19 protein-coding genes are annotated in these 23,893 nt (G+C 55.2%); 7 read left to right on the forward strand and 12 right to left on the reverse strand.

All coding sequences use genetic code 11. The features are described from left to right. Nucleotides 1–124: 124 nt before the first annotated feature. From D6Z24_RS16030 to D6Z24_RS16045, 4 genes are read left to right on the forward strand one after another with little or no spacing between them, the layout of a single operon-like run. Nucleotides 125–334 carry a hypothetical protein gene (locus D6Z24_RS16030; protein WP_129127615.1) on the forward strand — a complete coding sequence of 70 codons (210 nt, stop codon included), beginning with the start codon at nt 125–127 and terminating at the stop codon, nt 332–334. Next, the gene (locus D6Z24_RS16035) at nt 327–2,306 is read left to right on the forward strand and encodes an APC family permease (RefSeq protein WP_129127616.1); all 1,980 of its coding nucleotides are present in this window, start codon (nt 327–329) and stop codon (nt 2,304–2,306) included. Before D6Z24_RS16030 ends, D6Z24_RS16035 begins: the two co-directional genes overlap by 8 nt. A gap of 43 nt (nt 2,307–2,349) precedes the next feature. Then, the gene (locus D6Z24_RS16040; protein WP_129127617.1) at nt 2,350–3,843 is read left to right on the forward strand and encodes a DUF4118 domain-containing protein; all 1,494 of its coding nucleotides are present in this window, start codon (nt 2,350–2,352) and stop codon (nt 3,841–3,843) included. 3 nt (nt 3,844–3,846) lie between these two features. Further along, the gene (locus tag D6Z24_RS16045) at nt 3,847–4,539 is read left to right on the forward strand and encodes a response regulator (RefSeq protein WP_129127618.1); all 693 of its coding nucleotides are present in this window, start codon (nt 3,847–3,849) and stop codon (nt 4,537–4,539) included. 234 nt (nt 4,540–4,773) lie between these two features. Here the strand turns inward: D6Z24_RS16045 and D6Z24_RS16050 are convergent, their stop codons facing one another. The 4 genes from D6Z24_RS16050 to D6Z24_RS16065 form a co-directional block, all read right to left on the reverse strand. Further along, complete coding sequence (locus D6Z24_RS16050) at nt 4,774–5,334, reverse strand: dihydrofolate reductase family protein (RefSeq protein ID WP_129127619.1); 561 nt, start codon at nt 5,332–5,334, stop codon at nt 4,774–4,776. Between the two features lie 67 nt (nt 5,335–5,401). Next, nucleotides 5,402–6,088: a response regulator transcription factor gene (locus D6Z24_RS16055; RefSeq protein ID WP_129127620.1), complete on the reverse strand. Its 687-nt coding sequence runs from the start codon at nt 6,086–6,088 to the stop codon at nt 5,402–5,404. A gap of 4 nt (nt 6,089–6,092) precedes the next feature. Next, a complete protein-coding gene (locus D6Z24_RS16060) occupies nt 6,093–7,235 on the reverse strand; it encodes a HAMP domain-containing sensor histidine kinase (RefSeq protein ID WP_129127621.1) in 1,143 nt (380 codons plus the stop codon). A gap of 72 nt (nt 7,236–7,307) precedes the next feature. After that, nucleotides 7,308–7,955 carry a hypothetical protein gene (locus D6Z24_RS16065; protein ID WP_129127622.1) on the reverse strand — a complete coding sequence of 216 codons (648 nt, stop codon included), beginning with the start codon at nt 7,953–7,955 and terminating at the stop codon, nt 7,308–7,310. A gap of 123 nt (nt 7,956–8,078) precedes the next feature. Between D6Z24_RS16065 and D6Z24_RS16070 the strand changes: the two genes are divergently transcribed. Next, nucleotides 8,079–8,273, forward strand: a complete 195-nt coding sequence (locus tag D6Z24_RS16070) for a helix-turn-helix transcriptional regulator (RefSeq protein ID WP_129127623.1) — start codon at nt 8,079–8,081, stop codon at nt 8,271–8,273. 237 nt (nt 8,274–8,510) lie between these two features. Here the strand turns inward: D6Z24_RS16070 and D6Z24_RS16075 are convergent, their stop codons facing one another. Beyond that, entirely contained in the window at nt 8,511–9,638 is a 1,128-nt protein-coding gene (locus tag D6Z24_RS16075; protein ID WP_129127624.1) for a hypothetical protein, read from the reverse strand. Nucleotides 9,639–9,961: 323 nt separating this feature from the next. Here D6Z24_RS16075 and D6Z24_RS16080 point away from each other — a divergent pair, with 323 nt between their 5' ends. Both D6Z24_RS16080 and D6Z24_RS22035 read left to right on the forward strand, forming a co-directional pair. Further along, nucleotides 9,962–10,135 carry a helix-turn-helix domain-containing protein gene (locus D6Z24_RS16080; RefSeq protein ID WP_129127625.1) on the forward strand — a complete coding sequence of 58 codons (174 nt, stop codon included), beginning with the start codon at nt 9,962–9,964 and terminating at the stop codon, nt 10,133–10,135. A 119-nt stretch (nt 10,136–10,254) separates the two neighbouring features. Further along, nucleotides 10,255–10,380 (forward strand): helix-turn-helix domain-containing protein, encoded by a 126-nt coding sequence (locus D6Z24_RS22035; RefSeq protein ID WP_129127626.1) that lies wholly within the window; start codon nt 10,255–10,257, stop codon nt 10,378–10,380. Nucleotides 10,381–10,569: 189 nt separating this feature from the next. On the opposite strand, the gene D6Z24_RS16090 is transcribed toward D6Z24_RS22035, so the two are convergent. The 7 genes from D6Z24_RS16090 to D6Z24_RS16120 all read right to left on the reverse strand — a co-directional run bounded on the left by D6Z24_RS16090 (nt 10,570) and on the right by D6Z24_RS16120 (nt 23,696). Next, nucleotides 10,570–13,335, reverse strand: coding sequence for an Hsp70 family protein (locus D6Z24_RS16090; RefSeq protein ID WP_129127627.1), 2,766 nt, complete (start codon nt 13,333–13,335; stop codon nt 10,570–10,572). A gap of 291 nt (nt 13,336–13,626) precedes the next feature. Further along, a complete protein-coding gene (locus D6Z24_RS22105) occupies nt 13,627–13,818 on the reverse strand; it encodes a DUF350 domain-containing protein (protein ID WP_129127786.1) in 192 nt (63 codons plus the stop codon). Between the two features lie 87 nt (nt 13,819–13,905). Continuing rightward, nucleotides 13,906–14,535, reverse strand: a complete 630-nt coding sequence (merB, locus tag D6Z24_RS16100; RefSeq protein ID WP_129127628.1) for an alkylmercury lyase MerB — start codon at nt 14,533–14,535, stop codon at nt 13,906–13,908. A 191-nt stretch (nt 14,536–14,726) separates the two neighbouring features. Further along, complete coding sequence (locus D6Z24_RS16105) at nt 14,727–17,870, reverse strand: efflux RND transporter permease subunit (RefSeq protein WP_129127787.1); 3,144 nt, start codon at nt 17,868–17,870, stop codon at nt 14,727–14,729. After that, nucleotides 17,863–18,930 (reverse strand): efflux RND transporter periplasmic adaptor subunit, encoded by a 1,068-nt coding sequence (locus tag D6Z24_RS16110; RefSeq protein WP_129127629.1) that lies wholly within the window; start codon nt 18,928–18,930, stop codon nt 17,863–17,865. The genes D6Z24_RS16105 and D6Z24_RS16110 overlap by 8 nt, the downstream gene beginning before the upstream one ends. Before the next feature lie 3 nt (nt 18,931–18,933). After that, on the reverse strand, nt 18,934–20,340 hold the full coding sequence (locus D6Z24_RS16115; protein ID WP_162605151.1) for a TolC family protein: 1,407 nt from the start codon (nt 20,338–20,340) through the stop codon (nt 18,934–18,936). 194 nt (nt 20,341–20,534) lie between these two features. Continuing rightward, nucleotides 20,535–23,696 carry a PocR ligand-binding domain-containing protein gene (locus D6Z24_RS16120; RefSeq protein ID WP_129127631.1) on the reverse strand — a complete coding sequence of 1,054 codons (3,162 nt, stop codon included), beginning with the start codon at nt 23,694–23,696 and terminating at the stop codon, nt 20,535–20,537. Nucleotides 23,697–23,893: the final 197 nt, after the last annotated feature.

The raw sequence follows: 23,893 nt of genomic DNA on the forward strand, positions 1-23,893 counted from the left end.
GAAAGCATGATTTCATGGGATGTCGCTCTGTTTTTCTCTTCTTGATACTTTCTTGATGTCCTTCATCCCTATCTTGACACCATCTTTATGCACATAGGGCTATTGTTGCGTTATGGAGGTGGATATGAAAGTCTATCTGTTTGATATCAGTAGTGGCTTGTATTTAGGCGAAGATTATTGGGATTCTAGGGACGTGCTCGAAGCGGAGGGCGCCACGAATCTTGCACCACCCAAGGTGCGTTATGGTCAATTGCCTGTTTATGACCGTTCGGTCCGTAAATGGAAGTTGGTACCTATTGGCAGCCTGCAGAATTCGGGAGCCAAAAATGAATGAAGACAAGCTGAAATCCATATCATTTGTCGGCAGGGCATTCCGAACAATTTTTGGATCGCCAAAATACCTGAAAGACCCGCACCTGTTTCACAAGATGGCTCTTATTCCTGTTTTGGCTTGGGTCGGCCTTGGTGCAGACGGGTTGTCCTCGTCGGCCTACGGTCCTGAAGAGGCTTTCCGTGCTCTTGGAGAGCATAACTATTTGGCTATTTTTCTCGGTTTTGCCACTGCATTGACGGTGTTTATCATCTCATATGCTTACTCTCGAATAATAGAGCACTTCCCTCACGGTGGAGGCGGTTATATCGTTGCAACACACATGCTTGGCGAAAAAGCCGGAGTTGTTTCAGGCAGCGCCCTACTTGTTGATTATGTAATGACTATTACCATTTCCATTGCCTCCTGTTGTGATGCGGTATTCAGTTATGTTCCTAAAGGCCTCCATCATTACAAGGTGCCGGTAGCCTGTATTTTTACGGTGATCCTGATAATTCTCAATATCCGGGGGGTCAAGGAATCCATATCGGTTCTTGCTCCGATCTTCATGATCTTCGTTGGAACTCATGTATTAATGCTGCTCGACGGGGTTATGACGCATACTGACAAATTTGTTCCCTTGGCAAACGACATACATCGCGGCTTAAACCATGACCTTTCAAACATCGGCATTTTCGGTATACTTTTGCTCTTTGTACGAGCCTACTCCTTGGGGGGCGGAACTTACACTGGTATTGAAGCAGTTTCAAACGGCTTGCAAATAATGCGTGAACCCAGAGTGCAGACCGGCAAACGCACCATGTTCTACATGGCATCTTCCTTGGCCTTTACCGCAGGAGTCCTTTTTCTTTGCTACTCCCTGTTAGGAGTCACTCCTGTAGAAGGAAAAACACTCAACGCCGTACTGGCAGATAACCTCTTTGCCAAATGGCCGATGGGGAGTTGGATTTCTTCAATTACAATTTTTTCCGAAGGCGCACTGTTGTTGGTGGCTGCCCAAGCGGGATTCGTTGACGGGCCGCGCGTAATGTCAAACATGGCTATCGATTCATGGTTCCCACACCGCTTCGCAGCACTATCTGTTCGACTGACCATGCGCAATGGGATCCTTCTGATGGGTACCGCCGCCATTGCCCTGTTATTCTATACCGGAGGGTCCGTTTCAGCATTGGTGGTAATGTATTCAATCAATGTCTTTATAACCTTCTCTCTGTCCCAGCTTGGGATGTCCAAATTTTTCATTCAGCGAAGAAGAGAGGACCCGCTGTGGTTTCGCCATTTGTTGGTTCACCTTTTAGGGTTGTTGCTCTGCGTTACCATCTTGATCATTACTACGGTTGAGAAATTCGCCGAAGGGGGATGGCTTACACTCGTCATAACATCAGTAGTCATAGGGCTTTGTTACATGATCAAAGGGCACTATGTAAGTGTTCGTCAGGGCATGAAGGATCTGGATGATACCCTGCTTGATGTGCCAATATTGCAACATGGAGAACCGCCGGCGATTGATAAAAACGCTCCGACAGTTATCCAGCTGGTTTCGGGATACAGCGGTTTCGGCGTACACACGCTTTTTTCCATTATGTCCACCTTCCCCAAAACCTATAAAAATATCGTCTTTATTTCAGTCGCCATGATTGATTCAGGTTCTTTCAAAGGAGCTGAAGAAATCGAAGCGCTTGAGTCATCAGTAAGGACCAGCTTGGAGGCATATGTGGCCATGGCTCATAAACTTGGCCTGGCGGCTGAGTTTCGAACCGCTTTATCTACCGATGTTGTTGAGAGCGCGGTCGAGCTGTGCAAGGCAACGGCTGAGGAGTTTCCGCGATCAACAGTTTTTACGGGTCAGATTACCTTCAGGCTTGAAAAGTTCTATCATCGTCTGCTGCATAACGAGACGGCATTCGCCATACAACGCAGACTTCAATGGGACGGGCTGACAACCGTCATTATGCCAATTAGGGTGAGGACGTAATTCTGCTACTGACATCATACAGGTTCGAGGGTAAGATTCCCCAATGAAGACTACTCACACGCTTTCCGGCTATCTCGGCGCAGTCACCCTTGTTGCATTAGCCTCATTGCTGTGTGAGGTGGTAAGAACATCCATCGCACCAGCCAACATGGTAATGCTGTATCTTTTTGCTGTGGTACTGGCAGCTGCGCGGCTTGGACTAAGGCCAGCCATTCTGAGTGCCTTTCTGTCGGTTCTTGCTTTCGACTTTCTTTTTATACCACCTCGTTTTTCCTTTCGTGTCTCAGATTCGGAATATTTGATCACCTTCTTTGCGCTTTTTATAGTGGGCGTCATCATCAGTTCCCTTGTTGCACAAATACGCGAAAAAGTAGATCAAGTTGAACGGCAAGAAGCTCGGACAAGTAGTCTCTATTATCTTACTCGTGATTTGTCTGTTGCCGCTGATGTACCTGCGATCATTGGCGCCTTACAGCGAGCAGTGCTCCGCAACTTTGGTTCCCCCCTGGCTGTTTTGCTTGATCATGAAAATGACCTTGAAACGGTTGATGGTTCCACTACGCTTACTCTAAATGACAGAAGCGTCGAGATCGCCAATTGGGTAATTAAAAGTGGTCGATGTGCCGGGAAAGGAACATCTGCTTATTCTGATTCTTCGTTTATATTCGTTCCGATCAAGACCGGGAAACAAACTGTTGGCACAATGGTAATCGAAGAGAATGAAACGGCGCTGGCTGAAAACCTTCAGTTGATGGAGGCATTTTCCGGCCAGGCGGCAATGGCGCTTGAAAGAGTACGTTTGTCACATCAAGCAGAGGAAGCACGAATACTTCGTCAAAAAACTCATTTAGAACAGGCGCTTCTGAATTCCATATCCCATGATATGCGCACCCCGTTAGTGACCATATCAGGAGTTCTCGACTTGTTGTTAAACAATGACCAAGTATACGACTCGAACGAATGTAGGGCCATGCTTTCTGCTGCTTCGGAAGAAGCAGGCCGCCTCAACCGTTTTGTTGGTAGCCTGCTCGACATGACCCGACTTGAGGCGGGAGTGCTTTCACCCCGACTTACAGACTGCGAAATAGATGAAATTATCGGATGTGCCATTGGAGGTGTCGAACAGCGTTTAGGCACACATCATATCGTGACATCAATAGTACCCAATTTGCCTTTGGTTTCTGTTGACTTGGCTCTTCTGACTCAGGCGCTGGTAAATTTGCTGGACAATGCCATCAAACATTCGCCTGAAGATGCTGATATCTTGCTGTCGGCACGGTTGGAGGAAACATCTATTATTCTTACCGTAAGCGATAGCGGGCCTGGAGTGCCTGACGGTGAAGAAGAGCGCATTTTTGACAAGTTTCATCGCGTTACGGTCCCTGAAAAAACCGGAGGTTCCGGGTTGGGACTTTCCATAGCTAAAGGGATCATTGAATCTCATAGTGGGAAAATTACCGCATCAAATCGGGTAGAGGGTGGTTTGAAGGTAGAAGTAATGTTGCCTGTAGCTGAATTTGTCATTGACAGAGGTTAGACGATGAATTCGAACAAACTGTTCCGCGTATTGGTCATTGATGATGAACTACCGATTCGTCGTTTTCTCCAGACTATTTTGGAAAACGAATTCACGGTCCATTTAGCAGAAGGTGGGTATTCCGGTCTTGCTGCTGCAGCAACAACGAAGCCGGATGTAATCCTACTGGACCTTGGCTTGCCTGATCTTGATGGTATTGAGGTAATCAAACGTATTCGTGAGTGGTCATCAGTACCTATAATTATATTGTCAGTTCGGGAGAGAGAGGATGACAAGGTTGCCGCTCTTGATGCCGGCGCCGATGATTATCTTTCAAAGCCATTCGGTGTCAACGAATTACAGGCAAGAATTCGTGCATCTCTGAGAAGAACACTGCACCAGACACCAGAACCACTGTTTAGTTGCGGTGATCTCGCCGTAGATTTGTCAAGTCGCAGAGTAACTGCTAGTGGCCGTGAAATATCGCTAACACCGACTGAATACGATATATTACGACTATTAGTCACCCATGCCGGAAAAGTGCTTACTCACAGCCACATTCTTAAAGAAGTGTGGGGTGTCGGATATTTGGAGCAACCGCATGTACTGCGAGTCAATATAAGTAATCTGCGCCGTAAGATAGAATCAGATCCATCAAGACCAAAATATATCATTACAGAACCGGGTGTGGGCTATCGCCTTAAAACCGATGATTGAGTAACATATTTAGGCGAGACGATCGCGTCATCCTGGAAGGGCGCGATACTTCAGAACTCGTCCCGACCCGTCCTGATGACTCCCCCTTCCGCATCGATTCCAAGCACCATGCCTTCCATAAGTCCTCCCCAGTAAACGAGCCGGTCCTACGGGGTAAATAGTAGCCGTCGAAGGGGATGTTCAAGCCTCTCCGCTAGAGGGACAGGCACCTACGGAGCCAGTCCCTTCAGAGTGTCAAAGGGGCGGCTTCTGTACTTGGTATCGCAACTCGGCGAAGCCTTTGCCGAACTGCTGCACAGATACCAACGTCAACGGGGGAGTGACCAGGCGACGCGGGAAGAGGGGCTTGCCTTTCCCCAAGGTGACCGAGCCCACCTGAACGATTATCTCGTCCAGAAGTCCGGCATCATGGAACTGACCGGCTAAATCGCCGCCGCCTACGATCCAGATGTTCTTGGAGCCCGCCGCTTTGCTCATTTCAGCGTGAACAGGTCTCACGTCCCCCTGGACGAAATGGACGTTCGCTCCCTTGACGGTAGGGAGCGTCCTGCTCGAGAAGATCCAGACCGGCTGGGTGTACGGCCATGCCGATCCGGTTTCCAGCGCCACCTCATCCGCATGGCGCAGCATCCACTCGTACGTTGCAGAGCCCATCGCCAGAGCGCCCACCTCAGCGATAAAAGCGGGATAGCTGGTGTCCTCCACGTTGCCCAACTGGAACAGCCAATCCAACGAATCATCTTCTGTAGCGATGAACCCATCAAGACTTGCCGCTGCGTAGTACTGTGTCTTCATTGTCATTGTTGTTCCTAAACTTGCCTCTGGTGTTTGTTGACGTCCTGCCTGGGCCTACACCATACCATCAAGGGATGAAGCGGTAGCCGGTCCCCCAGATGGTTTCGATGTAGACGGGATTGACCGGGTCTGCCTCGATCTTCTTGCGGACTTTGTAGATATGAACGGCGATCGTCGAGGTGTCACCGTAATACTCGTTGCCCCAGATCGCCTCCATGAGTCTCTCCTTGGTGAAGACGATACTGGGATGGGAGGCGAGAAAAAAGAGGATCTCGTATTCCTTGGTGGTGAGCTGAACCTCCTTGCCGTTCACGAACACCTGGCGCGAGCCGGTGTTGATCTCCAGCCCCTTGTGCAGGATCACCTCCTGTCCCACCGCACTCCCCTTGAGCCTTTCATAGCGCTTCAGGTGCGACTTGATCCGGGCCATGAACTCCGCCGGGCTGAAAGGCTTGGTCAGGTAGTCGTCCGCACCGAGATCGAGCCCCCTGATCTTGTCGATGTCCTCGTTCTTCGCGGAAACCACGATGACCGGGATCTCCTGTTGCTTCCGGATCTCCCGGATGATGTCGTAACCGCTGACCTGGGGCAGCATCAAGTCGACTACGACGATGTCGAACTGCCCGGAGGTCGCGCGTTTAAGCCCCGCCGCACCATCCTGGACGATCTCCGTGTGGTAGCCGTTAAGCTGCAGGTAGTCGCGTTCCAGTTCGGCGATGTCCAGGTCATCCTCAATCAGCAGCACTTTTTTCATCATCTTACCTCGACTCTTCACTCTGCGGCAGCATGACCGTGAAACAGGTCCCTTCTCCAACCGAACTCGTCACCGCGATCTCCCCGCCGTGTGCCTGGACCAGTTCCCTGGTGATGGCAAGCCCAAGCCCCGTGCTTTCGAACTGCTTGCGCCGTTCCGTATCGATCCGGTAGAACCGGTCGAAGATAAGCGGCAGCTTGTCCTGCGGGATGCCGGGGCCGTTGTCCGCGATGTCCACGGCGATCCAATCGCCCCGGCGGTAGAGAGTCACCTCGAGCGAAAGCCCCTGTTCCGGTCCGTGTCCGATGGCGTTGCGGACGATGTTGTTGATCGCCTGGTAGACGCGCTTGCCGTCCATCCTCACCAGCCGTTCCTCGTCCAACAGATCGACGAACTTCAGTCCTACCTGCCGCGGTTCCAGTTCCAGGCGATACTCCTCCATGAGATCGGCGAAGTAGCTGCGGACGGGAACCTCCTCGAGCTTCAACTCGAGCTTTTGCATGTCCAGCTTGGAGAAGAGGAAAAGATCGTCCACCAGGTGGTTCAGGTAGGAGATGTTGTGGTGAATGGTCTTCAGGTAACGCTCGCGCTGCTCCGGCGAAGCTTCGCCTTCCAGCAGCATCTCGACATAGCCCCGGATCGAGGTGATGGGAGTCTTGAGATCGTGGGAGATATTGGCCACCAGGCCCTTGCGGTTTTCCTCGTACTCGGCTTTTACCTGCTCACCTTGCAAAAGCTGGTACGCCATCTCGTTGAACGATACCGTCAAGAGCCCCACGTCGGTGGGGAGATCGCACTCCACCCGCACGTCGAAGTTCCCCTTGGCGATCTCCTCCACTCCGCGCTGCAACTCCTGGATCGGCTCGATGATCCTCTTCTCCAGGCGTTTCAGGAAGACGAACATCGCGATCTCTTTGACAACGAGGACCACGGCGAAGAAGATCCCGATCGCCTTGATTCCCGCCCATCTGAAGAGCAGCACCAGGATGATGAGGTTTAGGAGGAACACCACCGGCCGTGCGTAACGAAAGACGCGGTGAGAGCGCAGAAACTCGTGGTGATGGCGGTGCAGGTGGTGATGGAGCCTCCCGAACTGCTCGCAGCAACTGTTCTCCCGGTGTCTTCTCCAGGCGTACTGATTATCCATTGGTTCTCCAAAAAAGTTCGAAGTCGGCCGCGGCGCGGGGGGACGAGCCACCCGCGCCGCGCGTCCTTCTTGCTACCAGGCGAGCGCCACTTCGCCGCTTACGGTGAGTTCGTGCAGGGCGCTGTCGGCGTCGCGCAAGCCGCCGTCCATCCCGAGGGTGATCTTCTGGATCTTGCGCTCCTTGTCGATCTCGACGTTGATCTGGCCGTGCAGGTCTTCGACCCCGCGGTAATCGGCGAGGAACCCGTGAGCATGGCAATGCCCAGCCTTGTGCCGCAAGGTTTCCAGCAGGCATTCTTTCATCTCTGCCGGAAGCGCGTCAAGGTTTAGTGACAGACGTGCCATCCCGTTTTCCCTCTCCTCCGCCTCGATGCCGTTCAGTACTCCCAAGGCAAGGGAAATGCGGCCGAGGAATCCGCATTTTCCTCCCCGCTGATCCCGGCCCCTTCCGCCGTGGAAAAAGCGTCTCGACATGCCGGACTTGCAGCAACACGGGAGGTCGAACTCCGTGGTGCTCTCGCGAGTCACGTGGTGCCCGTCGTGGTTGAACCTGGCCGAGACCACGGACCTGCCCACACCGCTGTCGGCTTTTTGGAACTCGTTACGCAGGGTGAAGACCTCTTCGTGTCCCTTGCGGACGTTGGCGGTGAGGACCCCTGCGAGGTTCCCGGCCTTCTTCATGGTCACGGCGACATCATACATCAGCTTGATCTTGTTCATACAGTAGCCTCCTTGGATTGGTGATGGCGCTACTGTACGAAACCATTTTTAAATGCCCTTGAAGTAACTAACAATTTTTTCTGAAGATCTATGAAAATTTTATGAACAGAGGGGGGGAGGGGGATGGGGGATTTCGTTTTGCAGTTGATAGAAGCGCGTAAGAAGGCACACATGACCCAGGACGAGGTGGCAAGGAGGATGGGGAGGACCCAGTCGGTTGTGGGTCGCCTCGAGTCCGGTCATCCCCTCCCCAGCCTGAGATCGCTGAAGCGGTACGCTGAAGCCGTGAACCGCAAGGTTGAGATTCGAGTGGTGTGAGACGGTAGAGGAAAAGGAGACAGGCTCCTTTTCCTTTTTCGGCCATCCCCATGATACGAGGTAGAATCTACAATCAGCGATTAAGAGGACCGATTAAGAGGATGGAGTTGATCTGTTGACTATTCCTGCCGTTTTCTGCTCTCAGTCAACTAATCAACCCCGTCCCTCTGGATTTCGAGACTATTGCACCGAGTAACGCATAATTTCATGGGCGTCCCTCTGATGCTCAGGAAAGGCTCATTTGTTAAGGATGATCTTGGTGATGAAATTGGACTGGTTGTTTAGATACTCTCTGGCCTCAGCTTCACCAAAAGCCTTCTCATGCCTGAACCTATCCATGATAGGGGTATAGGAAACGCTTAAAATGGAAGCTGTTTTGCCTCCCTCTTCAGGGAATATTTTGAGAATTATTTTTAGATCTGCAGTCTCGTTGCCGACCTTAAGAGTGTCATAAAACTCGTAGCGTGAATTGCCGGCGATGAACTTATAAGAATCCAACCTACGCTGTATCCTCGATGTTACCACCTCATAGGGCACTTTAAGGGTGACTTCTTTGAGGTTGACCACAACCTCTGGCAGTTTCTTGTATCTCTCTTTTAGAGAGGTCTGAATTTCGCGTGCAGCTTTGTCAATTTTCTTTTGATAGTTGTAATTCATATCCAGGCTTGAGAGGTTGCCCTCTACATATTTCATGGTATCTGAAATTTGATCCCACTTCGCAAAAAGAGTTGCAATCTGCTGATTGGTAAGCCACAAATTCGGGTTGATTATCTCGTAGTCAGGGATAGTGATTTTGAACCCAACATTGCTGTCCGGTCTGCAAGTGAACGATGCAGCCAAATTCACCTTAAGGTTCCCGGTGGCGGTGCTACCATGGCCCCATGTTATTGAAAGTGACTTGTCCACTTGTTGTTTATATAAAGTTGGGGTGTTTACAATAGTTGGGAATGCCACACTAGTTTTCGGCATTGCTCCGGCGGGGGTTGCAGCTGTGAATTGATAGGTGATTAAATCAGGCCACATAGCAAGCGTATTCATGATCCTATTTTTTATAAATTCAACCTTCCGCTCACAAGTGTCATTTTCTTTAAACACATCAGGGCCGTCGAACGTCATTTCCGATCTCTTTTGGGAAATCGACTCGTCTATGAACTTGTAAACATAGGGATCTGCATTGTTGTCAATTTTAATGCGTTTTAGAATGTCATCCCTTATGTCCTGGCTCTTTGGATAAAATTCCTTTGCAGCAACTGTCCCTTCCCAGGCCTTGTCTGCTAATGGAGTCTGCATTACGGCTACTTTATTCTGTACACCACATCCTGTTATTAAAAGAGCAAGGCTCCCAGAAAAAAGGACTTTTATCATATCCTACCTCCATGATCTATTTTGATTTCCCGACATAAGCTCAGCGTCGGAGATGTCTAGCTTTGTGTGTGACGCTTTGAAATGAGGGGAGACGTCGCAGGATTGGAGAACTGTGTTGACTCTGTGTGTTTTACTCAGGGATTCTCATCGGAAGGGTGGATAGCATCTTGAGGCTTTTTTGAAAATCACTGCAGGTCTCGATGTGGGCAAGAGCTCATGGCCTAGGGGCAGGTCTTGCTTTTTGATATTTCAGTAGGCAGAGGGATGTCCCGGAAATCCTGCGCAGCAGCTGCCTTTTTCATTGACGTCCCCCAAATGCTCAGTTGATAGAAGCGCGTAAGAAGGCACACCTGACCCTGGATGAGGTGGCAAGGAGGATGGGGACGACCCAGTTGGTCGTGGCTAGCCCCGAGTCCGGTCATCCCCTCCCCAGCCTCAGATCACTGAAGCGCTACGCCGAAGCCGTGAACCGGAAGGTCGAGATTCGAGTAGTGTGAGAGCGTTAGTCAGTAACTCAAGGAACTCAAGCACGTCCCCTCCAGCTTCCTGCCCCCAAGGCCTCCTTAAGAGCCTATTTAGTGAAGTTAGCAGGCAAGGGAAAAGGGAGCGTGACCACATGATTCGTGAAGCTGTGGAACATCACGGCTATACACAAAAAGCTGTCGCTGACCATTTTCATTTGCACTACTCTACCGTCAACCGCATCTTGGCTAAACTTGGCTCCCATGAAGAGCAAGAGTAAAGACCTGACCCCAAGGCCTAGGCCTTGGGGTCAGGGACTATTGCAACGAGTAACGCATAATTTCACGGGCGTCCCTCTGTTTCCGTAACAAACTAGATCAGCTGAGCCTTTCAGCCAAAAGAAACTTATGATCTTATGACCGTCCCCCTGTCCCAACTCTGATTACGTGTCAAGGGCTGAGCCCTCTGTTTATACGCAGAAAGAAGAATCCTGTTTGACGAGTTGAACGAACGTTTCGTACTCCATTTTTATGTCTTCAGTCTTCAGGCAAAACAGATCCTCAAAAACAGTGGCAAGATCAGTATCATTTTGACCAAATTCGAGGGTGCAGAGGTGACCTATCGACTTGTAAGAGAAGCTGTTGTCTTTATTCTGCTTGTCGAAGAAAAAACAATGTCCGTTCAAATAGTCAAAATCAGGATGTTTGCTGCAATAATTCCAAAAAACCAAAGGATACAAAAGCAATCCTACATTATTGACATCGTCGATAACGAAGGCTTGCTCCTGTGAATAAGTGCTCCCCCCCGAATATGCATACACCTCATTAAAAGGGGGTTTACCGTGACAGACTATGAAATTGCCATTGTTGTTTTTTCCAAATCGTTCTTTTTTTACATTGTTGAAATAACCGAATTTGTATTTAGAGAAAGCTTTAGCACTTATATTGGCAAAGATTGTGACAATAGAGTTTACATCATAATCTGATGATATTTTGTCGTGCTTGAATTGTGCGTAGAACTTCAAAGCTGAATCAACTTCACTTGCATGATTTGTTACTAACTCGATATAAACAGAAGAAAAAGATGCGCTGTTATTTAGTTGCCCCAAGCATTCCTTTAAAAGAGCCCATAACGGCCCGGCTGAGCGTTGGGTGAAGCTTTTAAGCAGCTTTGTTGATCCACGTCCTTTATGTACACAAAACTCTATGTAGGCGATATAGGCCCCCATGGCTAAGGCAGCTTCGACAAACTCAAACCCGTGCTTGTACATATGCTGCTTTGATATGCTGTTAGTTAAAAACTTAGATAATGGCTCCGACAACGGATAAGGTAATGTGTCAGCTAGTTCGTTGATGTTGAGCCAACCTTTATCCGTATTGCGGGAAGTGTAAAGTTGAACTGACTTATTATTGATAAAAGACACAGCAGAATTGCTAGTGCCAAAGTCAAATCCAACGTAGGAATCACTAAAGTTCGTCTCCGCTGCAAAAGTCATGTCTAAGTAAAATGGCTTCGCGTCTAGATATAGACCTTCGTCGTCAGTTCTACCTCGCTTGTAATAAAACCTGGGAAATGTTGTTCCATCTTCCTTTATTATGAGCCTTAAGAGAAGGTTGCTGTCAAGCTTGAGCCCCTTTGGTGAGTGTAGGGTCTTTGCTTCGATGTTCTGAAGATTTTCTAAGTCAGATGGGTCAAAACTCGAGCGAAGGAAATAGTAATCGAGCAGTTTTCTTGGTGGATGGTCTAGTCTGTATTTCCAATACAGTGATTTATTGATGTGATTCTTCATTGAGCTGGCGGAAGACAAAAGTACGCCATTAATTCCGGAATCAAGGTCTTCGGTTCCGAGGACAGCTTTAAAGCGCGGGATCTCGTGGCCTGTTTCATCTGCTTCCAGCACTAGGCACAATCTATTATATGTTGTAGTGCCAAAATCACCCTCACTCTTCGTGTAAAAAACCCTTGCACATTCAATGGCAAGGCCTTTTGCTACTACCTCTTGAAAATCAGGTAAGGGTAGAATATCTGCTTCAGAAAGCTCAGTCCGAAACTCATCCGTGATCAGCTCGCATAGCCAGCCTATATTTGCAGACCCGCCGGACAACAAAACGACCGTAATTGGAGCGCCTTTTAACTCTGCTACACTTCGTTTGAGCGCAGACCCTATCGTTGGGCGTAGATAGGCTTTCCAAATCTTTTCAATAAAAATGTTTTTAAAATCTTCGGCTGTAAATTGAACGTTCAAGACGTTACTGCTTTCACTAAACGGCGACTGGGGGAGATGGATAGGGACAGATATTTTTTTGATATCAGAATCTAAAGCCCAAGAGTGGTTTTCTGACAATAACTTGCTCAGTGTGAGCTTTGCCTGTTCTATCTTGTGGACTGTTCTGTTAAAATTTATGATAAAGGAACGGTAGTTTTTGCTAAGAGTGCTTATATCGGTTTTACCCTTTTTCCAATCTTTGTACGCTGTAATAGCCTTGTGGAAGTCAGCTCGCTCATGTTTCTGCACTACCTTCTGCGAGTAGAGCTCTTCTGCTATTGCTCTATTTATAAAAAAACCGCCTACTGCTTGAGAACACGCTGCCATAGGCCTAGAGTTTTTGCCACTTTGACTTATATCTCCATCTTTAGTCGTTTCAATAACGCAGACATCAAAGCTCCCTCCGCCAAAGTCTAAAACTAAAGCGAATTGCTTTGCCTTTTGCGCTATTAAAGGATGTTTAAGGCCATATCTGTAATACTGAAAAACAGCAAATGGCTCCGGCAAAAAGTCTATAGAGTCATACCCTTTCCCCCTTAGCAGGTTTCTTATGTTCTGCCTGTAGTTGGCCAGCCAGCCCTCCGGAACAATGTCTCCTTGCATCGACAGTGGCTCAGCCACCATAATGCTTGAACTCTTGTCGATATTGTTTCCTTCAAGCCATTTGCTTATGTTTGTAACAACTTCATATATGAAATCTGCTGTTAATGCTGCCGCCGTTTTCGAGTCCCCTGTTGCTGTCCTAAAGGAGGACTTAGTTTGAATTCCGGGGGCGTAATTGCCTAGGTCTATTTTAAAGTCCTCATTTACAAGATGCGATTGGTTCCTCCTTTGAGCTTCAGCTAAAGCTTGGGACCCTATTAAATATTCTGATCTGTCCTTGTAGTAGAGGACAGTAGGGATATTATATGAACCCTCATTCAAATCCATAAGCTGAACAGTATTTATAAAAAATTCTTTTTTGCTCATCCTAGTTTCCTCCAATTAAGTTATAACTCTACTTTACATGCCTTTCACAGAACGCCGGATTGCACAAAAAAGATTAGCTAATTCAGTGCAACCGCTAACTAATACGGCAGTATCTTTCCTGGGGCCGGCATGCACGATTGCAAGGTTCAGTATAGCTTACAAGGCGCAACTACAGTCCCCTTCTATAGTTGCTTCAGTAAGTCATGCACGCCGCGTTTAGTATACCGGCGACGCTGGAAAAGGCGGCGAGGAGGAGGGCGGAGGGGACTTTGCCGGCTTTTATGTCGTCGACTACAAACCCCAATACCTTGCGCAGAACGGAAAACACAAAAGTTGCACCATGGTGGCCATCAACGCCCAGGCGGCCATGTCCACGAGATTCACGCTGTGCGCTATTACGATGGCTACGGGAATGGCGAAACCGAGCAGGGCTCCGGTGAGACTTACGGCTGCCGCCAGATTCCCCTCGCGGATCAGGCCGATCTCGTCATAGGGGAGCCGAAGGGGTCAGGAACCATCTAATCCAGGAACCATCTAATCCGATAGAGGCACTTTCATGCACCTCATACCCTAACCTGCAGCTCTTTCCATTCTCCGCTGCACCACTGCATATCCCAGTTGCCACGCTTCAGTGATTGACACAATGAACGCTTCTGGATGTTGCGACATCCAGGTGGCGGCAGCTTCATTTGAACTGATGAAATGAACTCCGCTGCAGAAACTGCTGCGGACATTGCAACAGCCGGCCTCCTTTCCGGGTATCACCATGGAGAGGACGACTTCAGCCGGTGACACATCACTTACTCCCGTTGGACCCACCGTCATGCAAACCTGATTCTGCGTTACCGGACAGCGCGATTCGACCTGCACTGTTTGATCCAGTGCCACGGGATACATGAGAGCATCGAGCGCGCACCAGATGTACAGCTTTTTGCCGCAGACCTTGAACGCGTGCGGCGTCGGAAGAAGCGACAGACCGCAGGCTACTACGTCTCCGTTGTCGTCGTACACGGCATCTGCAAAAGTCCCCAGCGCCATTTCGACGTCATGTAGCGACATCCCAAGAGCATCAGCTATGCTCGCCCTGGATACGGGTTGTCCATTGGACAGGGTACGCAGGAGGAACAGCCAGACGTCCGGATGCTCGCAGTGTAAGGCGGCCTGAACGGCATCTAGTCTTTTCAAATTCTCGTATCTCATTTCCTTCTCTTGCCGCACCGCGTCGCTATACCTCTACTGCCGCAGAGGGGGAGCATGGAATCAGGTGCCGGAGTTGGATCTATGTATGGCGGTAAGCGCAATCTAATTGATGTGCTGTCATTGTTCAAGCCAAAACTGTAAACATTGTGAATGGAAGTAGACTGGGCAGGGGCAGGGGAGGGGGGGATGTTTCAGTACTCGGCCCGATCAGGCTCTTGCGGCCCGGGGGACGTGCGGCCTTGAAACCTGCCGTAGCGAAGGGCGAGGGTGGGAAGCACCAGTAGGTTGAGTGTGGTCGAGGTGACGAGTCCTCCGAGGATCACGAGCGCCATCGGCCCTTCGATCTCACGCCCCGGCGCGCTCGCACCGATCGCCATGGGTAGAAGTCCCAAAGCGGTGACGAGCGCGGTCATCAGGATCGGCGCGAGTCGCTCGGAAGCCCCCCGCATCGCCGCGTTCCTTCCCCATGCCATCCCCTCGACCAGAACCAGATGCTCGTAGTGCGAGATCATCATGATGGAGTTGCGCAGGGTGATGCCGAACAGGGTGACGAAGCCGACCATGGAACCGATGGAGAGGGTCCCGCCGGTCATGAACGCCGCCAGCACCCCGCCCACCACGGCGAAGGGGAGGTTCGCCATGACCAGCAGCAGGTTCCTCGCGTTCCCCATGACCATCGACAAAAGCAGGACGACCCCGACGCCCGCCATCAGGGAGTGGACCAGGAGTTCCCGGCGTGCGCGGGACTGGGCGGCGGCCTCGCCGGTGAATTCTAGGTAACTTCCGGGGGGAAAGGTGACGTCGCGGGCGATCCGTTTCCTCGCCTTCTTGACGAAGGTGTTCACGTCGCGCCCCGCCACGTTGCAGGTCACGGTCTGCACCCGTCTGGCCGCGTCGTGGAGCACGGCGTAGCGGCCGGAGGTCTCATAGATGTCGGCCAGTTGTCTCAGCCTGACGTACGCGCCGTCGGGGTTTTGCAGCGGCAGGTCCCCGACCCGGGCGACGCTCCCGCGCGTTTGGGCATCGAGGATGACGGCGACGTCGAAGACCCGGTTCCCCTCGTAGGTCTCTCCGACGTCGACCCCCTGGTAGGCGGTGCGGACCGCGTCGAGAACGTCCAAGGGGGCGAAACCCCAGCGGGAGAGTTCCTCATCGCGCAGGCGCACCGTCAGTTGGGGAGTCCCCGGGGGAGACTGCACCTGCACATCGGCGGCGCCCGGCATTCCGCCGAGGATTCCGGCAACTTCGCGCGCCTTCCGGTCCAGTTCGTTCAAGTCGTCGCCGTAGATGTTGACGGCCACCGGGGCGGTAAAGCCGGAGAGGGTTTCCTCCACCCGTTCGGTGAGAAAGGTGTTCACCGAGAAGTTCACGCCGACGAAACCGTCGAGCGCCGCCCTGATCTCGCCCCGCGCCCGCTCGGCCTCATCCCCTTTCATGGGTTTCAGGTCCACGTCGAACTCGCTGGAATGGGTGCCGAGCGTATCGTCTCCCTCCTCCGCCCGCCCGGCACGCTGGGCCACCGTGCGGACGAAGGGGAGCTTCAGGAGTGCCGTCGTCACTTCGCGCCCCAGGCGCAAAGACTCCCGGAGCGAGGTGCCTGGCACGGCGGTCATGTGGACGATGAAGTGCCCCTCCTTCAACTCGGGCAGGAAAGCGGCGTCCAAAAACGGCAAGGGGGCGAGACCGGCCAGGGTGAACAACGCGACGGCTGCGACGACGGCGCGGGGGCGACGGTCCAGCGTCGCCAGAAGAGACCGGTAACGCTTTTTCAGCCACCGGACCACGGGCGGCTCCCGTTCCGGCAGCTCCCGTCCCCCCAGGAGAACGAGGCACAAGGCGGGGGTGATCGTCAGGGCAACCGCGAGCGAAGCGAAGGTCGCCAGTATGTAGGCGATGCCTAGGGGGGCGAAGAGGCGTCCAGCGAGACCGGACATGGTCAGGACGGGGACGAAGACGAGGGCCATGGCGAAGGTGGCGTAGACCACGGCGCCCCGGACCTCCAGGGAGGCGTCGTAAACCACCCGCGCCGCCGGGAGCGGCTCCGGCAGGCGCCGGTTTTCCCGCAGCCTTCTGAGGATGTTCTCGACGTCGATGACGGCGTCGTCCACCACCATCCCGACCGCTATGGCGAGTCCCCCGAGGGTCATGGTGTTGAGGCTCAGGCCCAGGTGTTCCAGGCCCGCCACGCCGGCCAGCAGCGAAAGAGGTATGGCGAGGCAGGAGACGGCGGCGGTACGCAGGTTGAAAAGAAAAAGAAAGATGACGAGCGCCACCAGCACCGCGCCGGTGAGAAGCGCGGATTCGACGTTTCCGATGGCGGTTGCGATGAAGTCGGCAGGACGGAAGACGTCTCCGTGCAAGGTCACTTTCTGCGAGGAAAGCCCGGGGCGGACCTCGGCCAGGGCCTTTTCGACCGCGTCCGTCACCTCCCGGGTGTTCGCCCCGTACTGTTCCGACACGAGCAGTTGCACTCCCGGCGTCCCCATGATCAAGGCGGCGCCGATCGAAGGCTCCGCGGCCTCGACCGCCTGCGCCACATCTCCGATGGTAACGTTGGCGCCGTTTCGGTGCACGATGACGGTTCGGGCAAGTTCATGCGGGGTCAGGGACTGTCCCTCGCCCCGGAGGATGAGGCGCTGGTTGCCGCTGTCGATGAAACCCGCACCCCGGACGCCGGTCGCCCGCCGCGCCGCCGCCAGGAGATCCTCGACGGAGAGGCCGTAACGTATCAACCGGTCGGGGCGGAACTGTATCTGCAATTGCCGCACGTCGCCGCCGAACACCGCCACCTTCGCCACGCCGGGAACGGCCTGGAGACGCGGCCTGACCGTCCAGTCCGCGATGGTTCTAAGCTCCATGAGCGAGCGCGTCGCCGAGGTGAGCCCGACCGCCAGCACCACGCTCGTTGAGGAGGTGAGCGGGGTGATCACGGGCGCCTGCACCCCCTGGGGGAGCCGCCCCGCCAGGGTCGAGAGACGTTCCGCCACCAGTTGCCGGTCCCGGTACACGTCGCTTCGCGGGTCGAACGTCAGCGTGACGACGGACAGCCCCTGCAGTGTGCCGGAGCGGAGCGACTCGATCCCGGTCAGGCCGTTGACCGCGTTCTCCACCGGCCTGGTGACGAGCGCCTCCGCCTGCTCCGGGGAAAGTCCCGGCGCCTCGGTCTGGATGACCACCTGCGGGGGGGCGAATTCGGGGAAGACGTCGTACTTGGCGCCGCCGAGGGTATAGACCCCGTACCCGGCCGTGAGGAGGGCGAGCGCGATCACCACGCCCCTAAACCGGAGGGAGAACCGGACGAGGGAAGCGATAATGCCGCGGTCGCGGCTAGTCATCGTCACCTTCCCCTCCCCCCTTGATCCTGGGGCGGAATTCCTCGGAAAGAAGAAGCTGCGCCCCGCTCACCACAACCCGGTCGTCGGCAGAGAGTCCCCCGGCCGTGAAGTAACCGCCATCGACGGGCGCCGAGGTCGGAATTTCCCGCCGCACGAACCGGTCCGCACCCTTTTCCAGGTATGCCCACGCTTTTCCCTGCCACCACACCACGGCCGCATCGGGGACCACGACTCCCTGCACCATGGGGCCGACCGGCAGCCGGGCAGGCACGTTCATGCCTGGAAGCAGTCCGGAGCGAGCCGGGGCGAGGTAGAGGAAGCTGATCCCCTGGATGCGCGGATCGGTGGCAGGTGCGGGCGAGACCAGGCGCGCCGCGATCGAAGGGGCGCCGCCCGCGGTCTGGAGCCGTATGGTGCGCGGCGCCGTGGCGACTCGCACGTCGGGGAGAAAGGTTACCTGAAGCAGCCGATCCTCCTGACGCGCCAGCCTCTCAAGGGGGGCACCCCCTTCGCGCACCCAGCCGGCGATGACGCCTCCCCAGCGTTGTCTCAGGCTTCCGCTCAACGCTTTCACGGAGGCGCTTGCGGCCTGCAGGCTCGCCTCGTCGCCGCGCCATGCCGCCTCGGCCGCCTGGAGGGCCTTGTCCGAGACGTTTCGATCGTCGGCGTTCAAAAGCTTCAGCCGCTCGTACTCTGCGCGGGAGGCGGAAAGATTCGCCCTCGCCCTTTCCGCCTGGGCCTTTGCGGCGGCAAAAGCGTTAAGGCCGTCGAACAACTCCTGGAGCGGAAGGACGACGCCGGTTGCGCGCTGTTCCCCGCGGCGGGAGAGCGGGGCAGGGGAGGCGACGGCTATGCCGGATTTCCTCCGCTCGGTCTCGTCCACCGCGACGACGACTTCGCCGTCAGCAACCGAGACCCGCGACGGCGCTTTCACCGGGCGCTCTCCCCCGGCGTCCATGGCCCGCTCCTTGTCCCCTCTCAGCCACCCCCACACGAGGAGCGCCGCGATCCCGGAGAGGATGACCATGGTCAGGATGACTCTAAGGCTCTTCCGGTTCACGTTTCAGTCCTCCTTCTCGGGCCTGGGATTCGCCTCCACGTCCGCCGGAAGAAGCTCGGAAAGCGGCAGCGGCCGCTGGAGCGCATCCTCCAAGACCCCGCGCGCCCGCAGCACCCCCGAAAGGGCTTCCAGGCGGTCCAGCGCCGAACTCTCCATTTCCAGGGACGCGCCTGCCAGCGCCAGCCGGTCCGTCTCGCCCGCCTCGAAGAGGGCCTCGACGGAGTTCCGCGCGGTGCGTTGCGCCGCGAGCGCCGCATCCGCGGTCGCGAGCTTGTCGAGAAGGGCGCGGTACCCCGCAAGCGCCTGATCGACCTCGCCCGAAACCCGCGCCTGAAGCGCGGCGAACCGTGCGGCGGCTTCTTCGCGACGCGCCTGCGCCTGCGCGATGGGGCCCCGGTTCCGGTTGAAGACCGGGAGCGTCACGGAGAAGCCTATGGACCAGACGTCGTCTCCCTGGTCCCACTGATAGCCCGGACCGAGGCGAAGATCCGGATATTGCGCGGCGATTTCCAGTCGAAGCGCGGCCTCGGCCGCTTCGTAATCGCTGAGGAGCGCGAGGATGTCCGGGCGGTTGGTGAGGGCCTGCCGGCGCAGCTCTCCTGCGGCCGGCAGGGGAAAAGGGGCGTCGATGAAACCAAACGAAATGTCGAGGCCGTCGACGGCCTCCTTCGGCACGCCGAGCGCGGATGCGAGCGCGACGCGGGATTGCGCGAGCCGTTTGCGTGCCTCCATCTTGAGGAGGCGGATCCGTTCAAGCGCCAGGCGGGACCGTGTGACGTCCGGTAACGACGCTTCTCCGGCAGCGAGACGCGCTTCGAGAAGGCTCACGACCTCCGCTTGCGCGGCTTCTTGCCGCTGCAGCAACGGCTCGGCCTCCATCTCGGCATAGAGGTCGCAGAGGCTTGACTCCAGGCGGCTTCGCACCCGCCATGCCGCGTCGGCGATGTGCAGACGGGCCGCGTCGGAGCGTTTTTCGGCTTGCAGGATGCGGTAGCCCCGCTTGCCCGCGGTCTCGATCGGGATGTCCAGGTTGAAGCCGAGGCTCCAGGGGGAGAGCGTGCCGCCGGCGGTGTCGGAGTGATGCTGCGGCGTGAAGCCGATGCTCGGGTCCGGGCGTTGCCCGGCTGTTATCTTTCCGGCCTCGGCGACGCCCCATGAGGCCCGCGCCGTGTCAAGATCGGGATGGTAGTAGAAGGCGGTCAGGGTGAGCGTGGGCAGGTCCCACGAAGTTGGAGGCCAGGGCGTGATCTCGTGACGGAGGTTTTTCTCCAGGAAATTCCTGAGCCCCGGGGCGTCGAGGGTGCGGGATTCGAAGGCTGCAGCCGTCCGTGCGGTATCCAGATGTTTGGGGGCGTAGACCGCGCATCCGGCGAAAAGAGCCGTAATCAGGCAGAGAACAATCAGCTTCATGCCATCCTCCCCGCGTTCCGATCCCGCCTTCGCGGCGGTTACATCGATCGACATCACGAACTACCGATGCCGTCTCCCGGAATATGTCGGCCCCGGCTGCTTTCGGTTGGCGAAATTTAATTTATTTATCTCGATTGTTCAAGCGGAAACTTCCGGCTCTGCGGATCGACAACGCAAGAAGGGCCTGCCGAAGCTCAGCGGTCCAGCACCTCCCTCACCTTTCTCAGCAGCTCCATCGGGCGAACCGGCTTCATGATCAGTTCGATCCCTTCTTCGGACACACCCCGGTTCTGGATGAAGTCGGCGGTGTAGCCGCTCGAGTAGAGCACCTTCACTCCCGGCTGCAGCAGCGAGATTTCTTCGTAGGCTTCCTTGCCGTTCTTCTTCGGCATGATCATGTCCATGAGGATCATCGCCACCCGTTCCCTGTTCGCGGCGAACTGCTCGACGACGTCCTGCCCATCGACGGCCTGGATCACGTCGTAGCCGAACTGGGAAAGTATGGAGACCACCAGGCTGCGGACTTCGGCATCGTCCTCGGCCAAAAGAATGGTCTCGCTCCCTCCTCTTGGCGCCTCCATCTGCGCGACCGGGACGTCCGTCTCGCTCCTTGCCTCCTGTACCGGCAGGTAAATCCTGAAGGTGGTCCCGTGCCCGGGCTCGCTGTAGACGTTGATGATCCCGTTATGCTGCTTGACGATGCCGTAGACGATCGCCATGCCGAGGCCGGTTCCCTTGCCGACTTCCTTCGTCGTGTAGAAGGGCTCGAAGATCCTCTTGCGGGTCTCCTCGTCCATGCCGGTGCCGCTGTCCGACACGGTCACCACTGCGTAGCTCCCGAGCTCCGTCCGCCCGGACTCGTGATCGATAGGGGATTCCACCGCCTGCAGCCCGGTCTCGATGGTGAGCATCCCTCCCTTGGGCATGGAGTCGCGCGCGTTGGTCGCCAGGTTGATCAGCACCTGTTCGAGTTGCCCCACGTCGGCGTTCACGATGAGCCGGTCGCCGTAGGTGACGGTCTTCAGGTGTATGTCCTCGCCGATGACCCTCAGGATGAATTTCTTGAAGTTCTCGATGACCTCGTTCAGATCGACCGGTTCCAGGTGGATCACCTGTTTGCGGCTGAAGGTCAGCAGTCCCTGGGTGAGTTGCGCCGCGCGTTCGGACGATGACAGGATGTGGTCGACCCATTCCTGCTCTTTCCGGCTGAGGGTTTCGTTCATCTTCAGCATGTTGCCGTAGCCGGTGATCACCTGAAGGATGTTGTTGAAGTCGTGGGCGACGCCGCCGGCCAGTTGCCCCACTGCTTCCATCTTCTGCGACTGCCGGAGCTGTTCTTCGAGGTGGATCCGCTCGGCGAGCGTCCTCGAAAGCTTTATGGAGGCGAAGCTGAGCGTGGAGACCATCCTGGTCAGCTCGGCGTAGAACTTCATCCCGGCCTCGGCCGCTTCCTTGGTGAAGCGCGGCACCCGCTCCAGCGCGGCCAGGTACTCAGTTTCATCGAACCCGTAACGCCTCGCCTGCTCGCGGAAAAGCTCCACGTCGGGCGGCTCGTCCTCGTAGAAGAACTGCCCGATGAAGACGTTGCCGACGTGCCTGCCTCCAACCTCTATGGGAGTCACCATGTCCCACATGTTGTTCTTGCAGCGGTAGCGTCTGTAGGTCCCCGACGCCACTCCCCTGGAAAGGACGGTGTCGCTCTCGAGGCAGTTCTTGCAGGCTTCGGGATGGACCCTGTGGAACTTGGTGCAGATGTCCTGCCAACCCACCGCGACCAGCACCTTGCCTGAGACGTCGAGGACCGCTCCGAGCATCCCGGTTATCTTGTAAAAATCCTCCATCATGGCCTGGAGCATCTCGCTGTCGATGATGTCGGAGAGTTCCAGCGTCCCGATGTCCCCTTCGGGCTCCAGAATGGCCTTCAGTTTGTGCCGGACGGTCTCCTCGCTCTGCTTGAGCGCGATCTCGGCTCTCCTTCGTTCCTCGACCTCCTCTTCGAGCATCGCGGTCTGTTCTTCGAGGAGCGCCGTCTGCTCCTGCAGCGTTTCCTGGGTGATCTCCCGCTCCGTCAGTTCCTCCTCGAGCTGGCCGCTTTTCTTCTTCAACTCGTCTTCCAACTGCTTCAGTTCCGTGATGTCGGTCGATATGCCGCAAAGGCCGTATATGGCGCCGTGTTCGTCCCTGAGCGGAAGTTTCACCGTCCAGTAGCTGCGCGTTATTTCGTTTTCCGCACCAAGGTTCGTCTCTTCTCTTCTGACCGTGAGACCCTCCTCGAGGACAGGGCGGTCGCTGATCATTATCTCCCGCACCGATTCGGGGGAGAAAAAGGCTGCGTCGGTCTTGCCAAGGATCATCTCCTCGGGCTTTCCGAACAACTCGGAGACCTCGCGGTTCACGTAGCTGTAGCGGTAGTCGGTGTCCTTTATGAAGATGTAGGCGCCGACGTTGTCGAGGATGGTGTCCAGGCGCAGCTTGCTTTCCCGCAACGCCGCCTCGGACGCCTTGCGTTCGCGGTTGCGGCGGTAGAAGAAATAGACGGCGAGGCACGCGACCAGCAGCGCGAAGGGGAGCAGGTATTTCAGCATGTCCCTGAAAGTCGGCTCCTTGGGCTCGTAAACGCCGAACCATTTCTGGTACAGCTCGTCATAGTCGCCGTCGGCCTTGGTCAGTGCCAGCCCTTCGTTCAGCGCGGCGAGGAGGTCGGACTCCCCTTTGTGCACGCCGAAGGTGAACTTTTGCGCGTAGCCGGCCTTAACGTCGAGCGGGTGCACGTTGTTGATGTGCAGCTCTCGCAGCGTCTGCATGCCGGCAAGCTTGCTGAGCAACATGGCGTCGTGCTTGCCCGAGGAAAGGAGTTTGAGTCCTTCCCGTGCATCGTCCACCAGCACGAGCTGCTTCTGCCACCCCTTGGATATCGCGTATTCGTGGGCCAGGTCCGACTTGAACACGATGATGGACTTTCCCGCGAGGTCCGCCTCGGAGCGGATGCGGTTGTCCCCCTTGCGCACGAAGACCGCGCCGTTGACGGTGACGTGGGGGACGCTGAATTCGGTGTAGCGATGGCGTTCGTCCGAGGTGGCGATGTTGACCAGCACGTCGACCTTGCCGTCCCTGAATTCCTGGAGCAGTTCGCCCCACGGCCTGACCCGGATGGTGTACGCGAGCCCCGCCTCCCGCGCGACCTCTTTCCAGAGTTCCACGGCGAAACCGCCGGCGGTCGCGTCGGTGCTTCCGGTGGAGAAGGGAGGGAAGTTCTCCTCGCTTCCTACCACCAGCGTTTTCTGTGGGTGGTAAGCGGCCGGTGCTGCTGCAACGGAGACTATGAGGCATAGGATGAGGATGAGACTTTTGAACATTGCTGGCCCTTTGGTAGAAGTTCGGGTGCACTGTATCAGGCCTGAGAAAAGCAGGAACCTGGCATTAATGAGTTGAGTACAGAGAAAAGATAACAGAGAAAAAGAAGTCGTAAAGAGAACGGTCAATTGTGGTCCGGGTTTGCCGGGGAATCGGCTGTCTAGTTGCGGGGGGGGGGCGGAGACTGCGGACGCACCCC

This window comes from Geomonas oryzae (assembly GCF_004117875.1).
In the GTDB taxonomy this organism is placed as follows: domain Bacteria; phylum Desulfobacterota; class Desulfuromonadia; order Geobacterales; family Geobacteraceae; genus Geomonas; species Geomonas oryzae.

Excerpts from the sequence above, each read along its gene's own strand:
- D6Z24_RS16120 (WP_129127631.1), bottom strand. The coding sequence starts at position 23,696 with ATGTTCAAAAGTCTCATCCTCATCCTATGCCTCATAGTCTCCGTTGCA.
- D6Z24_RS16050 (WP_129127619.1), bottom strand. The coding sequence starts at position 5,334 with ATGAAGACACAGTACTACGCAGCGGCAAGTCTTGATGGGTTCATCGCT.
- D6Z24_RS16090 (WP_129127627.1), bottom strand. The coding sequence starts at position 13,335 with ATGAGCAAAAAAGAATTTTTTATAAATACTGTTCAGCTTATGGATTTG.
- D6Z24_RS16040 (WP_129127617.1), top strand. The coding sequence starts at position 2,350 with ATGAAGACTACTCACACGCTTTCCGGCTATCTCGGCGCAGTCACCCTT.
- D6Z24_RS16055 (WP_129127620.1), bottom strand. The coding sequence starts at position 6,088 with ATGAAAAAAGTGCTGCTGATTGAGGATGACCTGGACATCGCCGAACTG.
- D6Z24_RS16030 (WP_129127615.1), top strand. The coding sequence starts at position 125 with ATGAAAGTCTATCTGTTTGATATCAGTAGTGGCTTGTATTTAGGCGAA.
- D6Z24_RS16105 (WP_129127787.1), bottom strand. The coding sequence starts at position 17,870 with ATGACTAGCCGCGACCGCGGCATTATCGCTTCCCTCGTCCGGTTCTCC.
- D6Z24_RS16070 (WP_129127623.1), top strand. The coding sequence starts at position 8,079 with ATGGGGGATTTCGTTTTGCAGTTGATAGAAGCGCGTAAGAAGGCACAC.
- D6Z24_RS16060 (WP_129127621.1), bottom strand. The coding sequence starts at position 7,235 with ATGGATAATCAGTACGCCTGGAGAAGACACCGGGAGAACAGTTGCTGC.
- D6Z24_RS22035 (WP_129127626.1), top strand. The coding sequence starts at position 10,255 with ATGATTCGTGAAGCTGTGGAACATCACGGCTATACACAAAAAGCTGTC.
- merB (WP_129127628.1), bottom strand. The coding sequence starts at position 14,535 with ATGAGATACGAGAATTTGAAAAGACTAGATGCCGTTCAGGCCGCCTTA.
- D6Z24_RS16075 (WP_129127624.1), bottom strand. The coding sequence starts at position 9,638 with ATGATAAAAGTCCTTTTTTCTGGGAGCCTTGCTCTTTTAATAACAGGA.
- D6Z24_RS16045 (WP_129127618.1), top strand. The coding sequence starts at position 3,847 with ATGAATTCGAACAAACTGTTCCGCGTATTGGTCATTGATGATGAACTA.
- D6Z24_RS16115 (WP_162605151.1), bottom strand. The coding sequence starts at position 20,340 with ATGAAGCTGATTGTTCTCTGCCTGATTACGGCTCTTTTCGCCGGATGC.
- D6Z24_RS16065 (WP_129127622.1), bottom strand. The coding sequence starts at position 7,955 with ATGAACAAGATCAAGCTGATGTATGATGTCGCCGTGACCATGAAGAAG.
- D6Z24_RS16035 (WP_129127616.1), top strand. The coding sequence starts at position 327 with ATGAATGAAGACAAGCTGAAATCCATATCATTTGTCGGCAGGGCATTC.